The organism is Streptomyces sp. NPDC059816, assembly GCF_042732055.1.
Classification (GTDB): Bacteria; Actinomycetota; Actinomycetes; order Streptomycetales; family Streptomycetaceae; genus Streptomyces.
In genome coordinates this window covers 286,442-310,932 of the sequence record NZ_JBHWIQ010000003.1, presented here as the reverse complement: position 1 = coordinate 310,932, position 24,491 = coordinate 286,442, and the positions used below count along the sequence as shown (strand labels likewise).

Here is a 24,491-nt window from a genome sequence, read left to right as displayed (position 1 = left end):
AGGGCGTGCGCCCCGCGCCGGACACGTCAGGCCCCGGGACGGCCGGACCCCGGGCTCAGAGCGAGGCGATGACGCGGTCCGCGAGTATGTACACGGTTTCCGTGCCGCAGGAGAAGGTCAGCGCGTACGCCCCCGACAGCCCGGAGCCCCCGAGCAGCACGGGCGGCTCGCCGGACCGCAGCGCGGAGGCGAGCCGTTCGGCGGTCTCGCGGTGGCCGGGGGTCATGCAGAGCGTGGTGCCGTCCTCGAAGACGTAGACGTCCAGGGTGCCGAGCGGGCCGGGCCGCACATCGGCGAGGGCGGCGCCGGTCGCCGCCAGTTCCTCCAGGCACAGCACCGTGCGCTCGTGGTCCCCGGTCGGGGTGAACGGCCCGGAGTGCGTGGCCTGGGCGGGGACGAAGTCCGGGTGCGAGGGGTGGCGACGGCGGGCGGCGGCGAGTTCGGGGGAGTCGCCGGGGTGGCCCTCGACCGTGTCGGGACCGGTGAGCGTCGCGGTCTCGGTGTGCCCTTCCGCGGCATCGGCGCCGGGACCGTCCGACCCGTCGACGCCGTCCGGTGCGTCGAGGTCGGCGGATTCCACGAGGCCCACGAAGTCGGCGTGCCGGGGCAGGTACAGATCGTCGTCGGTGAGACCGAGCAGTGAGGGGGCGTCGGCGGCGTCCCGGGCCTCCTGCGCGGCCCAGAAGGCGCGCGCCTCGGCCAGTTCGCGCTCGCGCTCCTGGGCGAGGGCGGCGACGACCGCCGCGCGTATCTCCTCGGTGTCGGCGGACCGGGCCGCGGGCACCAGCGCGCGGGTGTCGGGAGCCGGGTGCCGGGCGAGCTCGGTACGCAGGGCGGTGATCTGGCGGCGCAGTCCGAGCACGACGTGCAGGGCGGCGGCGCCCACGGCCGTGGCGGCGGCCGTGGTGACCAGCAGAACGATGGGCAAGGCGCTCACGAAGTACTCCCGGTGTCAGTCGACCCCCGACTTCCTACCTCAGCTTGAAGTGCGGACCCCTGGCCTGTCAGTGCATTACGTCACGAATTGGACAGGTTTCTGAAGTGGGGGTTTGCCTCAGGATCAAGTGTGAGCTGCGCAAACGCGTCTCCCCCAGGAGATACATCACATCCTGGGGGAGATTGGGTCACGATTCGCCGTGCGCGCCCGGGGCGCACTCCGTCAGCTGAGCCGCTCGATCACCATCGCCATGCCCTGGCCCCCGCCCACGCACATCGTCTCCAGCCCGAACTGCTTGTCGTGGAACTGGAGGCTGTTGATCAGCGTCCCGGTGATCCGGGCCCCGGTCATCCCGAACGGGTGCCCCACGGCGATGGCGCCGCCGTTCACGTTGAGTCGGTCGAGGTCGACGCCGAGTTCCCGGTACGAGGGGATCACCTGCGCCGCGAACGCCTCGTTGATCTCGACCAGGTCGATGTCCCCGATGTTCAGTCCCGCCCGGGCGAGGGCCTGCTGGGAGGCCTCGACCGGGCCCAGGCCCATGATCTCGGGGGAGAGCGCGGACAGCCCGGTGGAGACGATCCGGGCGAGCGGGGTGAGCCGGAGGTCCCGGGCCTTGGTGTCGCTCATGATGACCAGGGCCGCGGCGCCGTCGTTGAGCGGACAGCAGTTCCCGGCGGTGACCAGGCCGTCGGGGCGGAACACCGGCTTCAGGCCCTCGACGCCCTCCAGGGTGACTCCGGCGCGCGGGCCGTCGTCCCGGCTGACGACGGTGCCGTCCGGGGTGGTGACCGGGGTGATCTCGCGTTCCCAGAAGCCGTTGGCGATGGCCTGCTCGGCGAGGTTCTGGGACCTGACCCCGAACTCGTCCATCTCCCGTCGGGTGACGCCCTTCCATCGGGCGAGGTTCTCGGCGGTCTGCCCCATCGCGATGTACGCGTCGGGGAGCACCCCGTCCTCGCGCGGGTCGTGCCAGCCGGCGCCCGACGACTGCGCGACCGCCGCCGTGCGGGCCTCCGCCTCGGCGAAGAGCGGGTTGCGCGTGTCGGGCAGGCTGTCGGAGTTGCCCTTGGTGAAGCGGGACACCATTTCGACGCCCGCCGAGACGAAGACGTCGCCCTCGCCCGCCTTGATCGCGTGCAACGCCATCCGGCTGGTCTGGAGGGACGAGGAGCAGTACCGCGTGATCGTGCAGCCCGGCAGGTGGTCCAGGCCCATCTGCACGGCAACGATCCGGCCGAGGTTGTTGCCCTGTTCGCCGCCGGGCAGGCCGCAGCCCAGCATCAGGTCGTCGATGTCCCGCGGGTCGAGTCCGGGGACCTTGGCGAGGGCGGCGCCGATGATCGTGGCGGTCAGGTCGTCGGGGCGCAGGTCCTTCAGCGAGCCCTTGAACGCGCGGCCGATCGGGGACCGTGCGGTGGAGACGATCACGGCTTCGGGCATCGGGGTTCTCCTTGCCGGGGGGGCTCGGGTGTCGGTGTGCGGCGTCCGTGAGGGGGCGTGCCCGTGAAGTTACCGCTACGTAGCGCGTGGGTCACGGGGGTGGCCGTGTGACCCGGACCGCAATTTCCAAGCGCTTGCTCAGCGTACGCCCCGGCCCCGCACACCGGTTGTCGCCCCGGTCGGCCCGCTACCCGCCCTGTACGAGCTGGATCAGGTTCCCGCAGGTGTCGTCCAGGACCGCGACGGTCACCGGGCCCGCCTCCAGCGGCTCCTGGGTGAAGCGCACCCCCAGCGCGCGCAGCCGGTCGAACTCCGCACGGACGTCGTCCACGGCGAAGGCGGTGGCCGGGATGCCGTCCCTGACCAGCGCCTCCTTGTACGGCTTCACCGCGGGATGGCCGTCGGGCTCCAGTAGCAGTTGGGTGCCGTCGGGATCTTCCGGTGAGACCACGGTCAACCACCGGTCGGCGCCCACCGGGACCTCGACCTTCTTCACGAAGCCCAGGACGTCCGTGTAGAAGCGCAGGGCCTTGTCCTGGTCGTCGACGAAGACGCTGGACAGGTGGATCCTCATGGCTGCCCTCCGGTGCCCCGGGCCCGCGCCGGACCCGCGGATTCTCGTATGCGGATTCCAGTATGGGGAGCCGCCCGTCGATCGCGCACCGGGGGCGGCCCCGGGTCAGGCGGTGCGAGGGGACAGCAGTTCGTCCAGTTCGGCGGCGAAGAGCAGGGCGGGGTCGAAGTCCATGCCGGCGAAGTGACCGGCCACCTCCAGTGAGAGGAGGCCGTGCACCCGGGTCCACACGATCAGGGCCCGGTGCAGTGCGGCGGGCGGGGCCGGATGGTCGCCGGCCCACTCCCGGTGGGCCGCCACGTGGGTGTCGAACGGTGTCGCGGAGCCGTCCTGCACGAGCGCCGCGCACGCGTCGAGCAGGGTCGCCATGATCTCGGAGGAGATGCCGGTGATGTCCTCGGGCGCGTGGTAGCCGGGGACCGGGGTGCCGTAGACGAGCAGGTACCGCTGGGGGTCCTGGAGGGCCCAGTCGCGCAGGACGTGCACCAGTGCGGCCAGGTCGGCGCCGTCGTCGGAGGCCGCGCGCAGGGTCCCGGCGAGACTTCGGTACGCCTCTCGGACGAGTTCGGTGATCAGGTCGTCGCGGCTGGCGAAGTAGCGGTAGAGCGCGGGTCCGCTCATGCCCATCCGTTTGGCGATGGCGTTGAGGGACAGCGCGGACGCCCCCGCCGTCGCGATCTGCTCCCGGGCGTGTTCCTTGATCTCCGCGCGCACCTGGGCGCGGTAGCGCTCCCGCGGTGTCGTCGCGTCCCGCTCCGGCATGGCCCGCGCTCCCTCTCTCAGCTGTGAGGCTATAGCTCTGAAGTTTAGTTAGAAGGTATCACGAAGGCTGTTGACCTCCCGGGTTGCATGCAGTTATAACTTCTCACTAGAGCGAGATGGCGTCATCTTCGTTCGGTGTGCGGTGCGGCGACGCGCCCACCCGACGGCTACGGCGCGCTCGCCGAGCGGTCCACTCACCCACCGACAAGGGGAACCCCGTGCCCGGCACCCGCCACACCCGCACCCGCGCCGCCCTGTTCACCGTCCCGCTGCTCGCCGGCCTCCTCGGCACCGCGACCACCGTCCCGGCCGCCGCGGCCTCCGCCTCTGGGCCCGGCGCGTCCCTCACCTGCCGCGGGGAGGGCGTCGACCCCGACGCACGCGTCCGCCACCGCACCGAGACCGTGATCCACGCGCCGCTGCGCACCGTGTGGAAGCTCCAGACGGACGTGGAGCGCTGGCCGTCCTGGCAGGCCCACCTCACCGGTGTGGACCGCCTCGACCACGGCCCCTTCCGGACGGGCTCCGCGTTCCGGTGGACGGTGCCGGTGCCGCCCAATCCCGTCACCCCCGCCACCGAGCTGGACATCACCTCGACCGTCGAGCAGCTGCGCCGCCACTCCTGCATCCGCTGGACCGGTCCCGCGGTCGGTGAGGGGGTGCACATCGACGGCGTGCACGTGTGGACGTTCACCGAGGTCAAGGGCGGCGTCCGGGTGCGCACCGAGGAGACCCACGCCGGTCCGCAGGTCGATGCGGACGTTCCCGTCGCGACGGCGATCCTGAGTCAGGGTCTCGAAGCGTGGCTGCGTGAGCTCAAGGCCGCGGCTGAGGCTCCTGCCCGGCGCCACTGACTCCGTGCCGTTCCGCCCCGTGGCTCTGGTGCGTTCACCGTCCGGTGTGGGGTTCCGTGAGGGTGCGCTGTTGTTTCGCGCAGTTCCCCGCGCCCCTGAATGGGTGCGTTCACCTGCGGTGCGCTGTCCTGCGGGGGTGCGCTGGTGATTCGCGCAGTTCCCCGCGCCCCTGGTCGGGTGCGTCTACTCCCGGTACGGGGTTCCGTGCGGGTGCGCTGGTGCTTTTGCGTAGTTCCCCGCGCCCCTGTCGGGGCCGCTCCGGCTTGGGTGCGCTGGCCCGTGCGGGTACGGACAGCCGGACTCCCGGACGAAGCGCCCCATCCAGGGGCGCGGGGAACTGCGCGAATCATCAGCGCACCCGCACGGAACCCGGTACCGGCAGGTGAACGCACCCGTTCAGGGGCGCGGGGAACTGCGCGGAACAACAGCGCACCCGCGCAGGACCCCGTACCGGGAGGTGGACGTACCGGGACGCCCCCGGAGGGCTACGCGGTGCGCGTGGCACCGCCCTCGTGGACATCCGGACCGGGACTGTGGATGCGCCGGCGCCGCCGCCGCTTGAGCAGCGCCCAGGGCCCCCGGGGCCCCGTCTGCGGCGCGGCCGTCACCTCCGTACCGCCCTCCTGCGCAGCCCGCGCCGCCGCCCGCGCCACCGGCAGGAACCCCTCGTCGCGGGAGGCGTCGGGCCGCTCCTCCTCGGGCCACACGCCGAGCGCCGCGCACACCGTCGGCAGCACGGCCATCGCGGCGGTGGCGTACCCCTCGGCCGAGGGGTGGAAGTTGTCCGGCCCGAACAGTTCCCGGGGGTTCGCCGCGAACTCCGGTCCCAGCAGGTCCCCCAGGGACACCGTCCGCCCGCCCTGCTCCACCGACCCGATGGTCTGCGCGGCGGCCAGCTGCCGGGAGGTCCGCCGGGCGAGCCAGCTCAACGGCTGGTACACCGGTTCGATGGTCCCCAGATCGGGGCAGGTGCCGACGACCACCTCCGCCCCGGCGGTCCGCAACCTGCGCACCGCCGTGGACAGCCAGCGCACCGACTGCGTCGGCGGGATGCGGTGCGTGACGTCATTCGCCCCGATCATGATCACGCAGACGTCCGGCATCCGCTGCGGCTCCGCCAGGACCAGCGCCACCTGGCGGTCCAGATCGTCGGAACGGGCGCCGGGCAGGGCGACCGTACGCAGCTCGACCGGCCGGTCCGCCACCGCCGCGAGCCCCGAGGCGATCAGCGCCCCCGGAACCTCCCGCGCCCGGTGGACCCCCACGCCCGCCGCCGTGGAATCGCCGAGCATCACCAGCCGCAACGGCTCCCCGCCGCCCGCGAGCCCCGCCCCGTAGCGGCCGTCGGCGCGCGGCGGCGCGGCGCCGTCCCCGCCGTGGTTGCCGACCCGCCGCTTCGCCAACTGCACCTCGGCCAGGACCACCCCGAGCGTCGCCACGCCCAGCAGACCGATCCCGCCACCGCCGTACGCGGCACCCGCGGCGATCCGCCGTGCCACTCTCGCCCTCGACATGCGTCGCAGCCACCTCCTTCGAGCCGTACACCCACTCCTTGCCCCGCCGGGGCGGTGGGCCAATCGCGTGCGACGGGTGAACGGTCCGGGGCCGAACGGCTGCGAACACCCGGCCGAAGCCGCCGGGGCGCGTGCGCGGGGCGGGGCGGACGGGTCGGGAGGGTCGACGGCCCGCGGCAGGCCCCGGGTACCGGTGCGGGGCCGTAGGGTGAGGGGCAAATCCTGTCCTTCTTCGCAGCCCGGAGACAACGGTGCACTTCCACGACTCGATGATCAGCCTCGTCGGCAACACCCCGCTGGTGCGGCTCAACCACGTCACCGACGGCATCCAGGCGACGGTGCTGGCGAAGGTCGAGTACTTCAACCCCGGCGGTTCCGTGAAGGACCGCATCGCCGTACGCATGATCGAGGCCGCCGAGCAGAGCGGCGCGCTCCAGCCGGGCGGCACCATCGTCGAGCCGACCAGCGGCAACACGGGCGTGGGCCTGGCGATCGTGGCCCAGCAGAAGGGCTACAAGTGCATCTTCGTCTGCCCCGACAAGGTGTCCACGGACAAGATCAACGTGCTGCGCGCGTACGGCGCCGAGGTCGTCGTCTGCCCGACCGCCGTGGACCCGGAGCACCCCGACTCCTACTACAACGTGTCCGACCGGTTGGTCCGTGAGACCCCCGGCGCCTGGAAGCCCGACCAGTACAGCAACCCGCAGAACCCGCTGTCGCACTACCACTCCACCGGTCCCGAGCTGTGGGAGCAGACCGAGGGGAAGATCACGCACTTCGTCACGGGCGTCGGCACCGGCGGCACCATCTCCGGGACGGGCCGCTACCTGAAGGACGCCAGCGACGGCGCGGTCAAGGTCATCGGCGCGGACCCGGAAGGATCGGTGTACTCGGGCGGCTCCGGACGGCCGTACCTGGTCGAGGGCGTGGGCGAGGACTTCTGGCCGACCGCGTACGACCGGACCGTCGCCGACGAGATCGTGCCCGTGTCCGACAAGGACTCCTTCCAGATGACGCGCCGGCTCGCCAAGGAGGAGGGCCTGCTCGTGGGCGGCTCCTGCGGCATGGCGGTCGTCGCGGCGCTGCGGGTCGCCGAACGGCTCGGCCCGGACGACGTCGTCGTCGTGCTGCTGCCGGACAGCGGCCGGGGCTACCTCTCGAAGATCTTCAACGACGAGTGGATGGCGGACTACGGCTTCCTGGAGGACAGCGGCAACTCGGCCCTGGTCGGGGACGTCCTGCGGGACAAGGAGGGCGCGATGCCCTCGCTGGTGCACATGCACCCCGACGAAACGGTCGGCCAGGCCATCGAGGTGCTGCGCGAGTACGGGGTCTCGCAGATGCCGATCGTGAAGCCGGGCGCGGGGCACCCCGACGTGATGGCCGCGGAGGTCGTCGGTTCGGTGGTCGAACGCGAGCTGCTGGACGCGCTGTTCACCCAGCGGGCCTCGCTGGCCGACGCGCTGGAGAAGCACATGTCGGCGCCGCTGCCGCAGGTCGGTTCGGGGGAGCCGGTGGCCGACCTGATGTCCGTCCTCGGTGTGGCGGACGCGGCGATCGTCCTGGTCGAGGGCAAGCCCACGGGTGTGGTGAGCCGTCAGGACCTGCTCTCCTTCCTCGCGAAGGCGGCGGGCTAGCCGTCTGCGGAACGGGCTGACGTGGGGCGGGTCTAGCGCAGCAGCGCGAGGACCCGCCGCCGCAGCGAACGGTCCAACGCTCGTACCGTGGAGGAAGTCGACCGCTTCGCCCCCGTTCAGCGAAGAGAAGTAGTGCTCGGTCGTGCTGTAGCGGCTCACGTGCTCGCCCGCGTTTGTCGCGGACGTATCCCGCAGGCGAGTGGTGGGGGCGGGGTCGTCGGGGTGGGCTCCGTGCGCTGCGCCCGGGCTGGTTCACGTGGTGAGGCCCGTTCGCTGGGCCATCCCCATCAGCTTCGGGCGCGCCCTCTGGTGCAGGACGAAGAGCACTCGGACGACTTCTCGGGCCATGGGATGCACCTCGGCCATCTGAGGTGCGACCAGGAACGCCTTGTCGAGGGCTTCCTCCGTACCTGCGTAGTCCTTCACGTCGAGCCGAGCCCGAGCCATGTCGATGTACATGCGGCCCAGGCGGTTCGGAGTCAGTGTGGTGGGAGGTCGCTCAAGCAACGGACCGGCCATCTCGGCCGCCTTGTGCGGATTCCCCAGCTCTACGTGGGCGGCCAGTTCGTACAAGGCCGTGTTCTCCTGGCCGAAGGTCAGGTTGTGCCGCAACACGTCGTGCGGAATTCCCTCGGCGTACAGCTTGGCCTTCGCCAAGTGATCTGCGGTGGCCTGTTTGTCCTTCTCCCGGGAAGCCAGGACGATTCCCCTGAGGTGCAGGGAGCCGAGGGAGACCGCTTGAGTCAGTGAGCTGCTCCCGGACGCCCTCTCGTACCGGATGACGGCCCTCTCCACGATGGCCAAGCCGTCATCGTATTGTCCGGCTGACTGGTAGGTGCCGGCCTCGTTCCAGGCCGCGGCGACCTCGGCCTCCGGGTTCCACGTCTGGCGGGCAGCCCAAGCCTGGCGGGACACGATCATGTCGGCGAGGTCCGGCTGCGCCAACCGGTGTGCAGCGGCGTAGGCACAGCCGTAGACGTCTACCACCTGGGTCCAGGCGCCCGCTTCTCCCGAGGCGGAGGACAGCGCCGTCGCGGTGACCTGGCCCAACAACTTCGGGAGCACCCCGAGGAGTTCCAAGTAGTTCGTATCCGCCCGCAGTTGCATGGCCCTCGCCACGTCCGCCGCCAGCTGCCCCGGAGCGGGCACGTCCTCCCGTGGAAGCGTGTACCGCCGCACGGTGCTCCGGAGGTCGTTGAGGAGGTCGGCCTGCTCCGATGGGCCGAGGAACGGTTGTCCGTAGATGCGTTGCGTGGGGACGCGCATGGCCTTGGCCAAGGCGGCGACGACGGGAGGCGTCACCGGCCGCGTGCCGACCTCGATCTTGCTGAGATAGGACACGGAGATTCCAGCCGTCCGAGCCAGCTTGGCCTGTGCGAGGCCACGTGCCTTGCGCAGGACGGCGATGTTCTCGCCGGGTGCGGGGGTGCTCTCCATGTACTCAATGTTCCACGTTCCTCCGAAAGCGATCCGTCAGATTCGGTGCCTTCGCGCTGCGTTGTGCTTCTTTTGTGTGAACTGATCTTGGTCTGCCGCAGTTGACTGTTTGCCGATAGCGAGAGGAGACGTGATGGCAGACGAAGTCGAATGTGGCGCGGCCGGCAAGGAAATCGAGCCCATCGATGTGGTGAGGGTCTACGAGATCACGGACAAGGTCATGGGGTTGTCACTCGCCACCTCGACACGGGACGTCATCATGGCCCACGCGGTGACCCTCTCCCGTCATCTGGACCGGCTGGTGCGCGAGGAACTGGGGGCCGACGCGGATACCGCTGCGCGGGATCTCATCCGGAAGGCGTACGCCCTCTTGGCTGCAGGACCTCCAGAGGAGGGGACACCGTGCTTCAGCGCCTACTCGTACATGAAGGAAGCGGCGAGCATCACCCGGAGTCTCCTCTGGATCTGGGCGGAACGGAACGCCTTCGAGGCTTGCCACGGCCCACACGTCGAGTTGTCCGTAGAGGCAAGGAACCAGGATCCGTCGCAGGTGAACGAGGAGCGATCATGACTGCGAACCTCGCGGTGCATCACTTGGACCGCATCCGCCCCCGCGTCCAGGAGGAGACCCGGCGCGCCCGATGGGGTGTGTACCGGTGAGGGCGGTGGACGTGCGGGCCGGGACCGTCGGCGAGGACGTGTTGACCGTGCACGCCCTGGAGGTGCGGCAGGAGGACGACCGAGCACCGTACGCCCGGCCCCTGTGCGACGCCGGGCAGGACGGCGACGAGACCTGCGAGTGGTTGCGCCGCGTCAACTGCGAGGCGTGCCTACGGGCGATCACCGCGCAGAAGGGCCTTGCCGCACCAGCGGACCTCGCCGTACCGAAGGGCCCGCGCCGTGCGTAAGTGCACTGCCGCCGCCGAAGTCCCGCACCGCGAGGTCTTCTTCGCGATCCTCGCCGCCCACCGTCGCGTCACCAGCGCCGACCTGGCGCGCGTTCCGAACGGGCTGCGCTGCGAGCTGGCCCTCGTGCACGAGGGGGAGCACGCCGACCACGTGTGGGACTGGGACCACCGGCCGTCGCACGCGCTGTGGGCGCGCTGGACGGCGGACGGGACGACCCGGCTGGAGTCGGTGCCCTGGTGCGAGGCGGCGCATCCCTCGGCGGACGAGGCGTGCACGTTGTACGGGGACCATGGCGGCGCGCACGCGTGGGAGCTGAGTGACCCGGAGTACGACGCGTTCGTCCGTCGGCTCTGCGCGCAGGCCCCCGAGTGGGAGGTGCTGCTCCGGGCGCGGCCGGGGTGACGGGGGCGAAGGCGTGACGACGCAGACCTCGACCTGATCGACGTCCCCGAGCCATTGGGTCACCAGCGAGCCCATGGGTGCTCTGTGGCACACTCCGCCCCAGGTCGTGGGTCGTATGCCCCGGGCTCGGGGAGGTAGGAACTGTGCGCAGGACGAAGTGGTTCGCGGTGGCGGTGGCGGTCACGGTGCTGGGAGCCGTGGGTTGCGGTGCGGACGAGCCCGGCACCGGGGAGGCCGCCACGTCCGCGTCGCCCCGGCCGGAGGGCACAGGGCCGCTCACGAAGGCGGTCGTGCGCGCGGACCTCGACGACTCGGCCGCCGGCGCGAACGTTCCGGCGGACGAGGAGTTCGCCCGTGGTCACGAGGACGCGCGGGCCGGAACGCCGCGGTCGTGCAGTGTCGCGCTCAAAGCCTGGGCCACCGACCCCGGGACTGACACGGACACCGCCACGATCGACATCGCCCGGTACGAAGCGGTGGTGCGCGAGTTGCGCGAGCGCGCATGGCGGGTCCAGGACCGTAGGGCGCGCAAGACTCCGGACGGTGGGACGGACTACGCCCGGATGATCTTCAAGCAGCGTGGTTGGACCCTGTTCGCGGAGTTCATGCCCTTGGGGGAGAACGGCGTGATCACCCTGATGGCCAGCGAGGACGCGTGCATGAAGAAGGTCGGGGCCAGCGTGGATCAGGCCGCCTGATCGCGCCCCGCCCCGCCGGGCAGCTGCTCGGCGGACGCCCACCCGGACCCGATCGCGAGGTCGGCCTCCGCGAGTCCGGCGCACGGTTCGCGGAATCGGTACGTGCACGACATGTTCGCGCAGCACGCGGTTAACAGCGGACCGGCACAGTGGTGGACGTCGGAGGGGCGGGCGCGGCTCCCCGCCCCACCCGGCAGCGAACGGCGACCTCGGCCACTCCGGAGCGGCTCCCGGACCGGCCGGACGCCATGGACACGCGGACCGTCGCCCTGAACCGGCCCGTGTCCCCGCGGGGACCGTCGTCGTCCCGCCCCGGGGTCACCCGGGGGTGCGACGGTTCCCGCGCACCGCTGCCCCCACCGCGGCCCGTGCTCCTACGGCGGCCGGTGCCCTCACTTCTGCCAGTCCGAAGCGCGCTCCTCGTCGTTGTGCCTGCGCGACCAGAGCGAACGCAGCGACCACGGGCGGGCGGAGTGGACGGCGTTGACCCCCACGATGCCCAGCCAGCTGACGATGAGGCCGAGCTTGCCGCCCTGGACGGCTCCGATGGCCGAGAGCGGGATCGCCAGGATCAGGCTGATCATGGCGAAGCCGAAGCGGTCGCCCCAGTTGTCGGGGGAGCGGGAGGGGCCGGTGCCCCGGGCGACGACCATCTGCTGTTCGGCGAGTTGCCGCCGGACCCGTCGGTCCACGGCGGTGTCGACGCGCTGTTCGATCTTTTCCAGGAACGAGTCCACGAAGGCGGACTCGTACTCCTCGCCCAGGTCCCTGCGGGCCTGGAGGGTGGCGTCGAGTTCCTTCTTGAAGTCGGCATCGCGGGCTTCCATGGGGCCACCCTAGGAAACGGGTCCGGGGCTGCACACTGGGGACAGCCCCCCTTTTCCCGTGTGGTTCCCCTCCTACGAGGTCCGCGGCCGGCGCCCGATTCCCCCGGTGCCCGATTCCCCGGCGCCCGATTCCCCCGGCGCCGGGCTGGGGCATGGACTGGGCCGAACCCCCTCGGCCCACTCCGTCTGCTGCGCACCGGGCGCCCCGTGCCTCAGCCGGGCCGTGTTCCCCCACGGTCCAGCCGTCGTCGTCCTACACGGCCACCTCGTGCGTGTCCGCACCTGCATAGACGCCCAGTTCCTGGGCACGGGCCCCCAGGGCCACCCTGCCGTTCACCTCCCAACGCTTCATCAGGTCGTGCACCCTGCGCTGGACCGTGCGGTGCCCCACACACAGACGACGGGCCACTGCCGCGTCGTCCAGTCCTTCGTGCAGCAGGCGCAGGATGCGGATCTCCGTTTCGGTTGCTTCCGGTATGACAGTCATGTGGTGCTCCCCGTACATGGCGATCGATGGTCAGCGATCCGCATCCACTGTAAGAAGCCCGCATGCCTCTCGGCAGGCCCATAATTTCCACCAAAGGTAAGTAAAGGGGCGGTCTAGCTGGCGCAATTGCGCCAAGTCGCTTCCGGCGGTGCACGGGGTGGGGCTCGGCTGCGTCCTGGGTGCATACCGTCATGCAGAGTCCGGTCATCCTGAATAGATTGGGCCGGGAAGGGGCGCCGAGGGAGCGTCGCGGAAGGGGGACGAGGATCATGGGCGAAGGCGCGGCGGAGCGACTACGGCAACTGTTCGAGGGGCACCGGCTGACCCCCACCCAGCGGCGGATCGCGCACTGCATGGTCCGTCGGGCGGACGAGGTTCCGTTCCTGTCCAGCGTGGAGCTGGCCGAACGCGCCGGAGTCAGCCAACCCTCGGTCACCCGGTTCGCGGTCGCCCTCGGCTTCGACGGGTACCCCGCCCTGCGCCGGCACCTGCGCGAGGTGACCCCCTCGGACGGCCCGGCGGAGCACGTCGAGCGCACCGCCTACCAACAGGCGGTGGACGCCGAGATCGCCAATCTGCGGCACCTCGCCGGACTGCTCGCCGACCCGGCCCCCGTCCGGGACGCCGGGGCGCTGCTCGCCGCGTCCCGCCCGCTGCCGGTCCTCGGACTGCGGGCGGCGTCCGCGCAGGCGCGCGGCTTCGCCTACTTCGCGGCGAAGGTGCACCCCGACGTCCGGCTGCTCGACGAGGGCGGGTCCATGCTCGCGGACCGGATCGACCGTGCCGTGCGGGCCGGGGCCACCGCCCTGCTCTGCTTCGCGCTGCCCCGCCACCCCCGGGAGACCGTCGAGGCCCTGGAGTACGGGCGCAACGCGGGGCTGCGCGTGGTCACCGTCGCGGACAGCGCCTTCGCACCCGTCGCCGCTGCCTCGGACCTCCTGCTGCCGGCACCCGTCGGCACCGGGCTCGCCTTCGACACGGCGTGCGCGCCGATGCTGCTCGGCCGGGTGCTGCTGGAGGCGATGTGCGACGCGCTGCCCGACGCGCAGGCCCGACTGGAGGACTTCGACGCCGGCGCGGCGGCCCGCGGGCTGTTCGTCGAGTGAACCGCACCGCCCGGTGACGGGAATCCGCCGCGCGTCTTCATGACGTACTCAGAAACCGCCGGTAACCTGCCTGCCCGCCGTGCGGTGGAACGCCACCACGAGTTGCGGGGAACGGCACCACGAGTTGCGCGGAACAGGAGGCGGTCGTGTCGCGCGGAAGAAGTGGACGCAGCACGGGCAGGGGCGGTCGGCACGCGCGGACCGGCGGACGGCCCGGTACGCAGGACGGCGCGGGGACCCGGGCCCAGCAGAACGACCGGGGCGGCCAGGGGAACCAGGTCCTGGCGCGGGTCGCCGTCGTGGTGCGCGCGGGCGCCGCTCCCCTGTGGTGGACGGGGGTGCTGGCCGCCGGGGTCGGCCTCCTCGTACCGGGCCTGACGGGGCGCCGCATCGGCGTCCTCGCGGGCGCCGCGCTGTTCCTGATCGCCGCGGCGGCCGTCGGGTGGACGGGATTTCGCCGGTACGCGGAGCTGGCCGGTTCCGCGACCCGCGCCGCCCGGCACGACCTGCTCCAGGACCGGGCGGTCACCCTGCGGGCCTGGCGGCGGGGCCACCTCTGGTGGCTCGGCGCCGCGCTGCTGCTCGCCGTGGGGTCCTCGTTCGTGCTGCCCTCCGCCGTGGGCATGCTGCTCGCCGGAGCGGGCGTCGGACTGTGGTGGAAGGCCGACCGGATCGGTCGTCGGGAGAGCGCCGACGGCGTCCTGTTGTGGGTCCGCGCCGACCGCCTGAACGCCCGGGGCGGACGGCCCGCGGGCGCCACCGTGCCGGAGTACCGCACCACGGGACAGGGCGCGGGCGACGCCGCCCCCGGTGGGGCGCGCCGCCGCGCCCACGCCTGAGTCGTTCCGGTGCCCTTCGTGGCCTCCGGAGTCAGACCTCCAACTCGGCCTCGATGCGGCGCAGTTGGTGGCGGGCCATCGCCAGGTTGGCGCGGCCCTTGTCCAGGGCGAGGTACAGGAACAGCCCGGTGTGGCCGCGGCCCCTGATGAGCCGGATCAGGTGGTACTGGGTGCCCAGGGAGATCAGGATGTCCTCGATCTCGTCCTGGAGGCCGAGGAGTTCCATGGTCCGCAGTTTGGAGCGGACCACGTCGGTGTTCCCGGCGGCGGCGACCGCGAGGTCGAAGTCCTTGCCGCCGCCTATCGTCCCCAGGGCCATTCCGCTGGTGTAGTCGACGAGGGCCGCGCCGATGACCCCCTCGATCGAGGTCGTCGCGTCCTTCAGTGCGTTCTCGGTGGTGCTCATGTCCGGTGCTCCTCGTTGGCTGTTGGCTGGCTGCGGGTACGTGGTGTCTCGGGTGGTGGTTCAGAAGCCGTTCGGTCGGCGCGGGGGGCCCACCGGGCGGGGCGGTAGGGGTGGTCGGTGGCCCGCCTGCGCCGCGGGCCCGGGTGTGCCGTACCTCGTCGGGGGCCCGCTCGGTCCGGGTGCGGTGGGCGGTCGGGCCGCCGCCGCGACGAGTTCACCGATCCGTGCACTGCACCGGCGGCCCTCCAGATGGAGGCGGCCCACGTTCACCCGGGCCTCGGCGAGCAGGGTGAGCACGGCGGACGGGCCCGCCGCATAGGTGGCCGCGTAGCCGTCGGTGCCGCGCACCAACAGTTCGCGGAAGGGGCCCCGGCCGGTCGCCTCGGTCAGTCGGCTGCCCACGCCGAGGGCCGCGGCGGTGAGGGCGGCGACCCCGTCGGCCTCCACCCCCTCGGCGTCCTGGGCGAGGACGAGCCCGTCGGCGCTGGCGGCGAGCGCCCCGGTGATCTGGGGGACCCGGGCGCGCAGTCGCACCAATTCGTCGAGCACGTCGGTTTCGACGGCCATCAACTGTCTCCTCTCGGCGCGCTGTCGGAGCGCGAAGAGCTTCATGAGGCCGGGCGGCGGCGCGTTTTCGCGACGGTGGCGGTGGCAGCGGCTGGCGTGGCGGCAGCAGGGCTGTGGCGGGCGCCCGTGCGGGCGCCGCTCCGGGTGCGGGCGCTCACTCCAGGACCAGTCGTCGTACGAGGTCGCGCAGTCTGATGCGGGCCATCGCCAGATTGCCGGTGTCCCGGTCGAGCCACAGGTACAGGAAGGCCCGGGAGTCGAACGTCGGCTCCGCGAAGTGCATCAGGTGGTAGGCGGACCCCGTGGTGACCAGCAGGTCTTCCACAGCGGGAGCCCGTACGGGTTCGGGCAGGTCACCGAGCGGGGCACGGTGGCCGGGGGGTGCGAAGACGGTGTACTCGGCGGCGGCGCGGGCCATCTCCGCGGTCTCCGCGGCCGTCGCCTCGTGGTCGCCGTTCGCGGACTCCCCGATGGAGCCGAGGGCGAGTCCGCTGGTCCAGTCGACGAGGGCCGCTCCCCGGGCGCCGGGCAGGGTCATTGCTTCCAGCAGGCACGCATCGATTCCGGGCACGCCGGTTCCCTCCCCTTGGCCGCCTGGGCGCGGTGGCGTGAGTCCCGGGACGCGTGAGGCGTCCCGGTGTCCGGGAGGCTACGCAACGCACATCTGTTTGGGGGGCCTCTGGCATTTTCCTCTGGAACATGCGCGAGAACGATCAAATTTGATCGCGGAAGGAGCTGTTTCGGTCGTATTTTGAACGAACTGCTAGCGGGCCTGTCGTGGGGAGTGTCCCCCGCGGGACCTCGGGTTCGGGCCGGCCAGGGCTGGCCCGGCAGCCGCTACGACCCCCGGCAGGACCACGGCCCGGGGTGGGGGCATCTGTGCGTAGGGCGCACCGTTCACTCAACTCACCCCAGAATCATGGGTGTTGCCCCTATAGGGTGGGTGCACTGCCCATGAACGAGCCGTTCTCGGGCCTGAGGTGTCGACTCGCGCCCGCGCGACGGGCGATGCCCCCGGCGCTCGACGGCTCGACGGCCGTCGATCTGGAGGAGAACCGTGAACGGCAGCCTCAGGAGAATCCTCGTGGCGACGACGCTCTGCGGACTGGCCGTGGCGGCCGGTCCACCCGCGGGCGCCGTGGCCGCGCCCGGCCCGGATGCGGCCACGGCGGCCCCGACCGCCACAACGGCCCCGGCGGCCCCGACGGCGGACTGCCCCGCTCAGCCGTGGGTCGGAGGACTACGCCTCGCCACGTCGGTGGCACCCGACGACAGCCGCACGAGCACGGTGCTCCACCCCCGAGCCGACGGTCCGAAGATGCAGTGCGGGGCCAAGGAGACCACCCTCCGCAAGGACATCACCTACGCGACCGTCCCGGGAGCCGGTGGGCAGCCGCGCGAACTGAAACTCGACGTCCTGGCACCGACGACGGGCGGTCCCCGTCCGCTCGTCGTGTTCCTGCCCGGCGGCGGGTTCGTCACGGCGAACAAGTCCGGCTCCCTCGGGCGACGCACGCACCTCGCCGAACAGGGCTACGTGGTGGCGTCGGTCGAGTACCGCACGACCCGGGACGAGGCGACCTACGTCGACGGCGTGGCGGACGCCAAGGCCGCGATCAGGTTCCTGCGGGCGCACGCCGCCGCGTACGGCATCGACCCGAGCGAGGTCGCCGTCTTCGGTGAGTCCGCGGGCGGGTACCTGGCGTCGATGGTCGGCACGACCGGCGGCGTGCAGCGGTTCGACGCGGGTGCGCACCTGGACCAGAGCAGCCGGGTCCGGGCGGTGGTCAACTGGTACGGACTGTCCGACCTGGCGAAGCTCGCCGCCGACTTCGACCCCGCGACCCGTGCGGCCCATGAGAACTCCACCGACAGCGCCGCGGTGAAGTACGTCCTCGGTCCGAACGACCCGACCCGGCTCCAGGACGCGCCGGCCGCCGTCGCCGCGGCCGACCCCGCCACCTACGCGGGGCCCGGCGATGCCGCGTTCACGCACTTCCACGGGACCGACGACCGGGTCGTCTCGCCGAGTCAGACCGTGCTGCTCCACCACGCCCTGTTGGCGAGGGGGGTACCGACCGCGAGGTTCGCGCTCAAGGACGCCGGCCACGGTCCCGTCGTTCCCGAAGGGGACACCTCCGCCCGGATGTGGGAGACCCAACACGTGATCCGCCCCCTCACGGCCTTCCTCCGGTGGCAGCTGCACTGACGCGGTCCGCGCCGGTGGGTGGGGAGGGACTGCCTCAGAACAGCAGGCCCTCCCCGTACGCTCCGCCCGACTCGGCCACCACCTCGCTGATCGTCTGTGCCGCCCGCACCCGGGCGAAGCGCACCCGTGCCCCGTCCTCCTCGATCAGGAATCCGTGGACTGCCGGCCGGGGCAGCGAGTTGTACGCGTAGGGGTGCGCGAAGGCGTAGCCGCCGGTGTCGAGCGCGGCGACGTGGTCGCCCGGCGCGAGCAGCGGCAGCGCGCGCCCCCGGGCGAGGAGGTCACCCGCGAAGCACGCGGGGCCTGCCACGTCCTGGACCTCGACCGATCCGGTCGACGGCAGCCCCTGCGCGTCGTACGAGGCGACCCGCAACGGCCACTGCTCCGGTGCGTAGACGGTGCGCGCCGCGATCTGCGCCCCCGCGTGGGTGACCGCGATCCGCCGCCCGCCCGCCGACTTGGTGTACTCGACCCGGGTGAGCACCAGCCCGTGCTTGGCCACCAGCGCCCGTCCGAACTCGGTCACCAGCCCGTACCGTCCGTCGAACAGCCCCGGCACCCGGTGGGCCAACAGCCGTGCGTACTCCTCGAACCCGGGGCCCCGCTCGTCGGAGGTGAAGTCGACGGGCAGTCCGCCGCCGATGTCCACGGTGTCCACCTGCTGCCGACCGGCCCGGGCATTGACCTCCTCGGCGAGTGCGTACGTCTGGGCGACGCCTTCGGCCATCAGCTCCAGGGGCACCCCCTGCGAACCGGTGTGGACGTGCAACCGGGTGAGCCAGGGGCGGTCCAGGAAGGCGCGCACCACCCAGTCGCGCGCCCCCGGGTCCCGTAGTGCCACACCGAACTTGGCGGTCGCGGTGGCGGTGGACAGCGCGTCGATCGAGCCCGCGCCGACCTGCGGGTTCACCCGTAGCCCGAGGGGTGGCAGAGCGCGGATGTCGTCCCCGCCCACCCGGTCGACCAGCTCGTCCAGTCGGGCGAGTTCCTGTCGGCCGTCGGCGTTCACGGCGATGCCGAGGGTCAGCGCCTCGCGCAGTTCGGCGGGCGTCTTGGCGGGGGAGTCGAGGACGGTGTGCGCCGCGGCCGTTCCGGCGACCCGGGCGAGGGCGAGTTCGCCGGGGCTCGCGACCTCCGCGCCGACGCCCTCGTCCCGCAGCAGCCGCACCACCGCGACCAGCGGGCACGCCTTGACCGCGAAGGTGTGGAGCACCCGGGCGCCCGGGGCGGTGACCTGGTCGAACGCGGTGTGCAGCGCGCGGGCGCCGGCGCGGATGCCCGTCACGTCCAGCAGGGCCACGAGCGGGTCCCCGGGGCCCACGAGCCCCTGCGCGACCGCTGCCCGTACGGCGGCGTTCCGTCGCGCGACGGCGGCTGGACCGTGGGTGGCTGGACCGGAGGTGGCAGGGCCTGGGGCGGCGGGGCTTGGGGTGTCGGAGGGGGCCGGGCGCGGGTCCGATGGGCGTTCCGTCATGGAACCCAGCGAACCACCGCAACGGCGGCCCGGCCCCGCACACCACCCTATTGACTAGTTCTATTCATGAGATCAGGATGTGAATGGAATTCGCCATGGGCAGCCGCATCCCGGCCCGCGACACCCGGCACGGCACCCCGTCCGAGGAGGCAGACCATGTCAGGACCCCGCCCCGTACGAGCAGCGCGCGGTACGGAACTGAGCGCCCTGGGGTGGCAGCAGGAGGCCGCGCTGCGGATGCTCCAGAACAACCTCGACCCCGAAGTGGCCGAACACCCCGACCGGCTCGTCGTCTACGGCGGCACCGGCAAGGCCGCCCGCGACTGGGCCTCCTACGACGCCATGGTCCGCACCCTGCGCACCCTGAAGCAGGACGAGACGATGCTCGTCCAGTCGGGCCGCCCGGTCGGGGTGATGACCACCCACGAGTGGGCGCCCCGGGTGCTCATCGCCAACTCCCACCTGGTCGGCGACTGGGCCAACTGGGACGAGTTCCGCCGCCTCGAAGCCCTCGGGCTCACCATGTACGGGCAGATGACGGCCGGTTCCTGGATCTACATCGGCACCCAGGGCATCCTCCAGGGCACCTACGAGACCTTCGCCGCGGTCGCCGCCAAGCGGTTCGGCGGCACCCTCGCCGGGACGATCACCCTCACCGCGGGGCTCGGCGGCATGGGCGGCGCCCAACCCCTCGCCGTCACCATGAACGACGGGGTGGCGATCTGCATCGACTGCGACCCACGGGCCATCGAACGCCGGATCGCCCACCGTTACCTCGACGTGCGGGCGGACTCCCCCGCGCACGCCCTGCGCCTGGCCGTCGAGGCCCGCGACGCCCGCCGCCCGCTCTCCATCGGCCTCCTCGGCAACGCCGCGGACCTCCTGCCGCAGCTGCTCGCCGAGGGCGCGCCGATCGACGTCGTCACCGACCAGACCTCCGCCCACGACCCGCTCGCCTACCTCCCGGTCGGCGTGGACTTCGCGGACATGGCGACCTACGCGGCCGAGCGGCCCGCCGGGTTCACCGCCCGGGCCCGGGAGTCCATGGCCCGGCACGTGGCAGCCATGGTCGGCTTCATGGACGCGGGCGCCGAGGTCTTCGACTACGGGAACAGCATCCGCGGCGAGGCCCAACTCCACGGCTACGAACGCGCGTTCGACTTCCCGGGTTTCGTGCCCGCCTACATCCGGCCACTGTTCTGCGAGGGGCGCGGCCCGTTCCGCTGGGCGGCCCTGTCCGGCGACCCGAAGGACATCGCCGCCACCGACCGCGCGGTCCTCGACCTGTTCCCGGAGAACGAGTCGCTGCGCCGCTGGATCACCCTCGCCCAGGACCGGGTCCACTACCAGGGCCTGCCCGCCCGGATCTGCTGGCTCGGCTACGGCGAACGGGACCGGGCCGGGGAACGCTTCAACGACATGGTCGCCAGCGGTGAACTGTCCGCACCCGTCGTCATCGGCCGGGACCACCTGGACTGCGGATCGGTCGCCTCCCCGTACCGGGAGACCGAGGCCATGCGCGACGGCTCCGACGCCATTGCCGACTGGCCGCTGCTGAACGCCATGGTCAACGTGGCCTCGGGCGCCTCCTGGGTCTCCCTCCACCACGGCGGCGGGGTGGGCATGGGCCGCTCGATCCACGCCGGGCAGGTCACCGTCGCGGACGGCACCCCGCTCGCGGGCGAGAAGATCCGCCGGGTGCTCACCAACGACCCCGGGATGGGCGTGATCCGCCACGTCGACGCCGGCTACGAGGAGGCCGAACGGGTCGCCGCGGGGCAGGACGTGCGCATCCCCATGCGGGAGGGGCGGGCGGACGCATGAACTTCCCTCAGATGTGGGGCGAGCTCGCCCCGCTCGGCCGGGACCGCCGCACCGGCGGCTACCGCCGCTTCGCCTGGACGGGCGCCGACGCCGAGTGCCGTGCCTGGTTCCGCGAGCAGGCCGGGCGGCGCGGCCTGACCCAGGAGACCGACCGCAACGGCAACCAGTGGGCGTGGCTCGGCGATCCGACCCGGGGCGATGCCGTGGTGACCGGCTCGCACCTCGACTCGGTCCCCGACGGCGGCGCCTTCGACGGCCCCCTCGGAATCGTCTCCGCCTTCGCCGCGCTGGACGAACTCCGGTACAGGGGAGCCGAGTTCCGCCGGCCGCTCGCGATCGTCAACTTCGGGGACGAGGAGGGCGCCCGCTTCGGTCTCGCCTGCGTCGGCTCCCGACTCGCCGCCGGCCGGCTCACCCGGGCGGAGGCGTTCGCGCTCACCGACGCGGACGGCACCACCCTGCCCGCGGCGATGGAGGCCGCCGGGTACGACCCCGAGACCATCGGCCCCGACCCCGAGCGGCTGGCCCGCATCGGCGCCTTCGTGGAACTCCACGTCGAACAGGGGCGGGCGCTCGACCTGACCGGCGACGCGGTGGGCGTGGCCTCCGCGATCTGGCCGCACGGCCGCTGGCGCTTCGACTTCCGGGGCGAGGCCAACCACGCCGGCACCACCCGGATCGAGGACCGCCGCGACCCGATGCTCCCGTACGCGCAGACCGTGCTCGCGGCCCGCCGGGCGGCCCGGCTCGCGGGCGCGGTCGCCACCTTCGGCAAGGTCGCCGTCGCCCCCAACGGCGTCAACGCCGTGCCGTCCCTCGTCCAGGGCTGGCTGGACTCGCGTGCCACCGACCAGCCCACCCTCGACCGGGTCGTCACCGAGATCGAACGGGCCGCCCACGAGCACGCCGGACGCCACGGCGTCGACCTCGCCGTGGTCCGCGAATCGTTCACCCCCGTGGTGGAGTTCGCGCACGCCCTCCGCGACGAGCTGGGCCGGCTGCTCACCCGCGGCGGCAGCCGCCCGCCGGTCCCCGTCCTCGGCACGGGCGCGGGACACGACGCCGGAATCCTCTCCGGGAGCGTCCCGACCGCGATGCTGTTCGTGCGCAATCCCACCGGCGTCTCCCACTCCCCGGCCGAACGGGCGACCGAGGACGACTGCCTGGCGGGGGTGGCCGCGCTCACCGACGTACTGGAAGGACTCGCATGTCGATGACGGCGGACCTGGGCGGCGGCGTGCCGCGCACGTACTGGCTGGAGTACGCCTGGCTGGAGAAGTCCGCCGAACCGGGCGTCCTGCTGCGGACCGGCCCGGACGGCCGCATCCACACGGTCCGCACCGGGGTCGCCGCCCCGCCCCCGGGCGCCGAAGTCCTGCGGGGCCTGACGCTGCCCGGCCTCGCCAACGCCCACTCGCACGCCTTCCACCGGGCGCTGCGCGGCACCGCCCAGGCCGGTGCGGGCACCTTCTGGACCTGGCGGGAGGTCATGTACTCGGTGGCCGACCGGCTGGACCCGGACACCTACCTGGCGCTGGCCCGCGCGGTGTACGCGGAGATGGCCCTCGCCGGGATCACCGTCGTCGGGGAGTTCCACTACCTCCACCACGCCCCGGGCGGCGCCCGCTACGGCGACCCCAACGCGATGGGCGAGGCCCTGATCGAGGCGGCGGCCGACGCCGGCATCCGCATCACCCTGCTGGACACCGCGTACCTCTCCGCCGGCTTCGGTGAACCCCCCACCCACCACCAGCTCCGCTTCTCGGACGGCTCCACCGGGGCGTGGGCCGAACGCGTCGACGACCTGCGGGAGTCACCGCACACCCGCATCGGCGCGGCGATCCACTCGGTCCGGGCCGTGCCCGTCGACCAGTTCCCCGCCGTCACGCAGTGGGCCGCCGAGCGCGGGGCGCCCCTGCACGTGCACGTCTCGGAACAGCCCGCGGAGAACGAGGGCTGTCTGCGCGCGTACGGCTGCACGCCCGTCCGGCTCCTCGCCGACCACGGGGTCCTCGGTCCCCGCACCACCGGCGTCCACCACACCCACCTCACCCCCGAGGACATCGAGCTGATCGGCGCGCGGGCGACCGGCACCTGCATGTGCCCGACCACCGAACGCGACCTCGCCGACGGCATCGGCCCCGCCCACGACCTCCAGAAGGCCGGCTCGCCGCTCTGCCTCGGCTCCGACAGCCATGCCGTGATCGACCTGCTGGAGGAGGCCCGGGCGCTCGAACTGAACGAACGGCTCCGCACCCGCATCCGGGGCCACTGGACCACCGCGGCACTGCTGCGGGCCGCGTCCCCCGACGGGTACGCGGCCCTCGGCTGGCCCGACGGCGGCACGCTCGCGCCGGGCGCCCTCGCCGACTTCACCACCGTCGCCCTCGACAGCGTCCGCACCGCGGGCCCGCCGCCCCGGCTGGTGGCCGAGGCGGTCGTCTTCGCCGGCACGTCCGCGGACGTCCGCCACACGGTGGTCGCCGGGCGGCACGTGGTCCGTGACGGCGTCCACGCCCTCGTTCCCGAGCCGGCGCGCGTCCTGCGCGAGGTGATCGCGGCACTGAAGGAGTAGGGCCGCCCCTTCAGTACCCCCACCTCTGGCTGCGCCGTCCCGCTCGGTGCGCTGCGGTTTCGCGCAGTTCCCCGCGCCCCCTATCGGGCGCGATCTGGTGGGCGTCTGGTGTTCCCAGCGGGCGGGCGGATCTGCTCCGGTGAGACGCGCCCCCGATAGGGGCGCGGGGAACTGCGCAAGACCACCGCGCACCCGCACAGGGCCAGCGCACGCCCGCCAGGACGCACCCGATAGGGGCGCGGGGAACTGCGCAGAACAACCGCGCACCTGCACAGGACAACGCACCACCAGGTGGACGCACCCGAAGGGGCGCGGGGAACTGCGCGGGCAACCCCCGCGCACCCGCCGTCCGCTCAGGACCGCTTCGGCTCCAGCCGCAGCGCGGTGATGCCGCAGGCGAACGGACGGGCGTCGACGAGACGGAAGTGCCGGTACGCCCCCGGGCCCCCGAAGACGGGCATCCCGCCGCCGAGCGCGACCGGGTTGACGAACACGTGCAGCTCGTCGATCAGCTGCCGCTTGATCAGCTCGGCCACCAGAGTGCCGCCCCCGTAGGCGATGAGGTCCCCGCCGGGCTGCTCCTTGAGCCGGGTGACGGTCTCCGTCAGGTCGCCGCCCTCGATCACCGTGTTCTCCCACGGCGATGCGGTGAGGGTGCGGGAGATCACGACCTTGTGCGCCTGGTTGATCTGGTCGACGGCCTCCTTGGGCTCGTCCTCGGGCCCGGCCGCCCAGTGCGGGATGAAGCCCTCGGCGAGCTTGCGGCCCAGCACGATGGTGTCGACCCGCTCGGCCAGCCCGGTCGTGTACGCGCTGATGTCCTCGCCCTCGGGGTACGTCAGCCAGTCCATTTCCCCGTTCGGGCCGGACATGTAACCGTCGACGCTCATCTGCACCTGGAGCTTGAACGTGCGCATGGTGGTTCCTCTCGGTTTCGCCGTCCTGATCTGCTCTCAGCGTGCCGGTAGCCGCTTACGGATCACTTACGGTCGTCTTCCGCCGTACGCGAC

At 72.4% G+C, this 24,491-nt stretch carries 25 protein-coding genes; 12 read left to right on the top strand and 13 right to left on the bottom strand.

The features are described 5' to 3' along the window. Positions 1-55 precede the first annotated feature (55 nt). From ACFV88_RS06170 to ACFV88_RS06155, 4 genes are all read right to left on the bottom strand, one after another. Positions 56-937 carry a hypothetical protein gene (locus ACFV88_RS06170; protein ID WP_385486542.1) on the bottom strand — a complete coding sequence of 294 codons (882 nt, stop codon included), beginning with the start codon at positions 935-937 and terminating at the stop codon, positions 56-58. A gap of 222 nt (positions 938-1,159) precedes the next feature. Then, positions 1,160-2,380, bottom strand: a complete 1,221-nt coding sequence (locus ACFV88_RS06165; protein ID WP_385486540.1) for an acetyl-CoA C-acetyltransferase — start codon at positions 2,378-2,380, stop codon at positions 1,160-1,162. Positions 2,381-2,567: 187 nt separating this feature from the next. Next, positions 2,568-2,954 (bottom strand): VOC family protein, encoded by a 387-nt coding sequence (locus ACFV88_RS06160; protein WP_385486538.1) that lies wholly within the window; start codon positions 2,952-2,954, stop codon positions 2,568-2,570. A 105-nt stretch (positions 2,955-3,059) separates the two neighbouring features. Continuing rightward, a complete protein-coding gene (locus ACFV88_RS06155) occupies positions 3,060-3,716 on the bottom strand; it encodes a TetR/AcrR family transcriptional regulator (RefSeq protein WP_385486536.1) in 657 nt (218 codons plus the stop codon). Positions 3,717-3,934: 218 nt separating this feature from the next. Here ACFV88_RS06155 and ACFV88_RS06150 point away from each other — a divergent pair, with 218 nt between their 5' ends. Next, positions 3,935-4,570, top strand: coding sequence for an SRPBCC family protein (locus ACFV88_RS06150; RefSeq protein ID WP_385486534.1), 636 nt, complete (start codon positions 3,935-3,937; stop codon positions 4,568-4,570). Between the two features lie 485 nt (positions 4,571-5,055). Here the strand turns inward: ACFV88_RS06150 and ACFV88_RS06145 are convergent, their stop codons facing one another. Continuing rightward, positions 5,056-6,084, bottom strand: coding sequence for an SGNH/GDSL hydrolase family protein (locus ACFV88_RS06145; protein ID WP_385486532.1), 1,029 nt, complete (start codon positions 6,082-6,084; stop codon positions 5,056-5,058). Between the two features lie 251 nt (positions 6,085-6,335). Here ACFV88_RS06145 and ACFV88_RS06140 point away from each other — a divergent pair, with 251 nt between their 5' ends. Then, positions 6,336-7,721, top strand: a complete 1,386-nt coding sequence (locus ACFV88_RS06140; RefSeq protein ID WP_385486530.1) for a cystathionine beta-synthase — start codon at positions 6,336-6,338, stop codon at positions 7,719-7,721. Positions 7,722-7,973: 252 nt separating this feature from the next. Here ACFV88_RS06140 and ACFV88_RS06135 read toward each other — a convergent pair whose 3' ends face one another. Then, positions 7,974-9,158 carry a helix-turn-helix domain-containing protein gene (locus ACFV88_RS06135; protein ID WP_385486528.1) on the bottom strand — a complete coding sequence of 395 codons (1,185 nt, stop codon included), beginning with the start codon at positions 9,156-9,158 and terminating at the stop codon, positions 7,974-7,976. A gap of 133 nt (positions 9,159-9,291) precedes the next feature. Here ACFV88_RS06135 and ACFV88_RS06130 point away from each other — a divergent pair, with 133 nt between their 5' ends. The 4 genes from ACFV88_RS06130 to ACFV88_RS06115 all read left to right on the top strand — a co-directional run bounded on the left by ACFV88_RS06130 (position 9,292) and on the right by ACFV88_RS06115 (position 11,167). Then, complete coding sequence (locus ACFV88_RS06130; RefSeq protein WP_385486526.1) at positions 9,292-9,729, top strand: hypothetical protein; 438 nt, start codon at positions 9,292-9,294, stop codon at positions 9,727-9,729. Between the two features lie 85 nt (positions 9,730-9,814). Beyond that, entirely contained in the window at positions 9,815-10,066 is a 252-nt protein-coding gene (locus ACFV88_RS06125; protein WP_385486524.1) for a hypothetical protein, read from the top strand. Further along, positions 10,059-10,469, top strand: a complete 411-nt coding sequence (locus ACFV88_RS06120) for a hypothetical protein (RefSeq protein WP_385486522.1) — start codon at positions 10,059-10,061, stop codon at positions 10,467-10,469. Before ACFV88_RS06125 ends, ACFV88_RS06120 begins: the two co-directional genes overlap by 8 nt. A gap of 143 nt (positions 10,470-10,612) precedes the next feature. After that, positions 10,613-11,167 carry a hypothetical protein gene (locus ACFV88_RS06115; protein WP_385486520.1) on the top strand — a complete coding sequence of 185 codons (555 nt, stop codon included), beginning with the start codon at positions 10,613-10,615 and terminating at the stop codon, positions 11,165-11,167. A gap of 392 nt (positions 11,168-11,559) precedes the next feature. Here the strand turns inward: ACFV88_RS06115 and ACFV88_RS06110 are convergent, their stop codons facing one another. Both ACFV88_RS06110 and ACFV88_RS06105 read right to left on the bottom strand, forming a co-directional pair. Continuing rightward, on the bottom strand, positions 11,560-11,994 hold the full coding sequence (locus tag ACFV88_RS06110; RefSeq protein ID WP_385486518.1) for a hypothetical protein: 435 nt from the start codon (positions 11,992-11,994) through the stop codon (positions 11,560-11,562). Positions 11,995-12,247: 253 nt separating this feature from the next. Then, positions 12,248-12,481, bottom strand: coding sequence for a helix-turn-helix domain-containing protein (locus ACFV88_RS06105; protein WP_385486516.1), 234 nt, complete (start codon positions 12,479-12,481; stop codon positions 12,248-12,250). A gap of 269 nt (positions 12,482-12,750) precedes the next feature. Here ACFV88_RS06105 and ACFV88_RS06100 point away from each other — a divergent pair, with 269 nt between their 5' ends. Together ACFV88_RS06100 and ACFV88_RS06095 are read left to right on the top strand one after the other, a co-directional pair. Next, on the top strand, positions 12,751-13,587 hold the full coding sequence (locus ACFV88_RS06100; RefSeq protein ID WP_385486514.1) for a MurR/RpiR family transcriptional regulator: 837 nt from the start codon (positions 12,751-12,753) through the stop codon (positions 13,585-13,587). 281 nt (positions 13,588-13,868) lie between these two features. Continuing rightward, positions 13,869-14,426, top strand: coding sequence for a hypothetical protein (locus ACFV88_RS06095; protein ID WP_385486749.1), 558 nt, complete (start codon positions 13,869-13,871; stop codon positions 14,424-14,426). A 31-nt stretch (positions 14,427-14,457) separates the two neighbouring features. Here the strand turns inward: ACFV88_RS06095 and ACFV88_RS06090 are convergent, their stop codons facing one another. The 3 genes from ACFV88_RS06090 to ACFV88_RS06080 all read right to left on the bottom strand — a co-directional run bounded on the left by ACFV88_RS06090 (position 14,458) and on the right by ACFV88_RS06080 (position 15,970). Next, positions 14,458-14,832 (bottom strand): hypothetical protein, encoded by a 375-nt coding sequence (locus ACFV88_RS06090; protein WP_385486512.1) that lies wholly within the window; start codon positions 14,830-14,832, stop codon positions 14,458-14,460. 60 nt (positions 14,833-14,892) lie between these two features. Beyond that, positions 14,893-15,399: a roadblock/LC7 domain-containing protein gene (locus ACFV88_RS06085; RefSeq protein ID WP_385486510.1), complete on the bottom strand. Its 507-nt coding sequence runs from the start codon at positions 15,397-15,399 to the stop codon at positions 14,893-14,895. Positions 15,400-15,553: 154 nt separating this feature from the next. Next, positions 15,554-15,970 (bottom strand): hypothetical protein, encoded by a 417-nt coding sequence (locus ACFV88_RS06080; protein ID WP_385486509.1) that lies wholly within the window; start codon positions 15,968-15,970, stop codon positions 15,554-15,556. Between the two features lie 486 nt (positions 15,971-16,456). Here ACFV88_RS06080 and ACFV88_RS06075 point away from each other — a divergent pair, with 486 nt between their 5' ends. After that, positions 16,457-17,608, top strand: a complete 1,152-nt coding sequence (locus ACFV88_RS06075) for a carboxylesterase family protein (RefSeq protein WP_385486508.1) — start codon at positions 16,457-16,459, stop codon at positions 17,606-17,608. Positions 17,609-17,642: 34 nt separating this feature from the next. On the opposite strand, the gene ACFV88_RS06070 is transcribed toward ACFV88_RS06075, so the two are convergent. Further along, positions 17,643-19,082 carry a diaminopimelate decarboxylase gene (locus ACFV88_RS06070; RefSeq protein WP_385486507.1) on the bottom strand — a complete coding sequence of 480 codons (1,440 nt, stop codon included), beginning with the start codon at positions 19,080-19,082 and terminating at the stop codon, positions 17,643-17,645. Between the two features lie 156 nt (positions 19,083-19,238). Here ACFV88_RS06070 and hutU point away from each other — a divergent pair, with 156 nt between their 5' ends. The 3 genes from hutU to ACFV88_RS06055 are packed head-to-tail and all read left to right on the top strand — an operon-like array spanning position 19,239 to position 23,481. Next, positions 19,239-20,906: a urocanate hydratase gene (gene hutU / locus ACFV88_RS06065; protein ID WP_385486505.1), complete on the top strand. Its 1,668-nt coding sequence runs from the start codon at positions 19,239-19,241 to the stop codon at positions 20,904-20,906. After that, positions 20,903-22,123 (top strand): allantoate amidohydrolase, encoded by a 1,221-nt coding sequence (locus ACFV88_RS06060; protein ID WP_385486503.1) that lies wholly within the window; start codon positions 20,903-20,905, stop codon positions 22,121-22,123. Before hutU ends, ACFV88_RS06060 begins: the two co-directional genes overlap by 4 nt. Then, on the top strand, positions 22,114-23,481 hold the full coding sequence (locus tag ACFV88_RS06055; protein ID WP_385486501.1) for a formimidoylglutamate deiminase: 1,368 nt from the start codon (positions 22,114-22,116) through the stop codon (positions 23,479-23,481). The genes ACFV88_RS06060 and ACFV88_RS06055 overlap by 10 nt, the downstream gene beginning before the upstream one ends. Before the next feature lie 353 nt (positions 23,482-23,834). Here the strand turns inward: ACFV88_RS06055 and ACFV88_RS06050 are convergent, their stop codons facing one another. After that, positions 23,835-24,398, bottom strand: coding sequence for a dihydrofolate reductase family protein (locus tag ACFV88_RS06050; protein ID WP_385486499.1), 564 nt, complete (start codon positions 24,396-24,398; stop codon positions 23,835-23,837). Between the last annotated feature and the right edge of the window lie 93 nt (positions 24,399-24,491).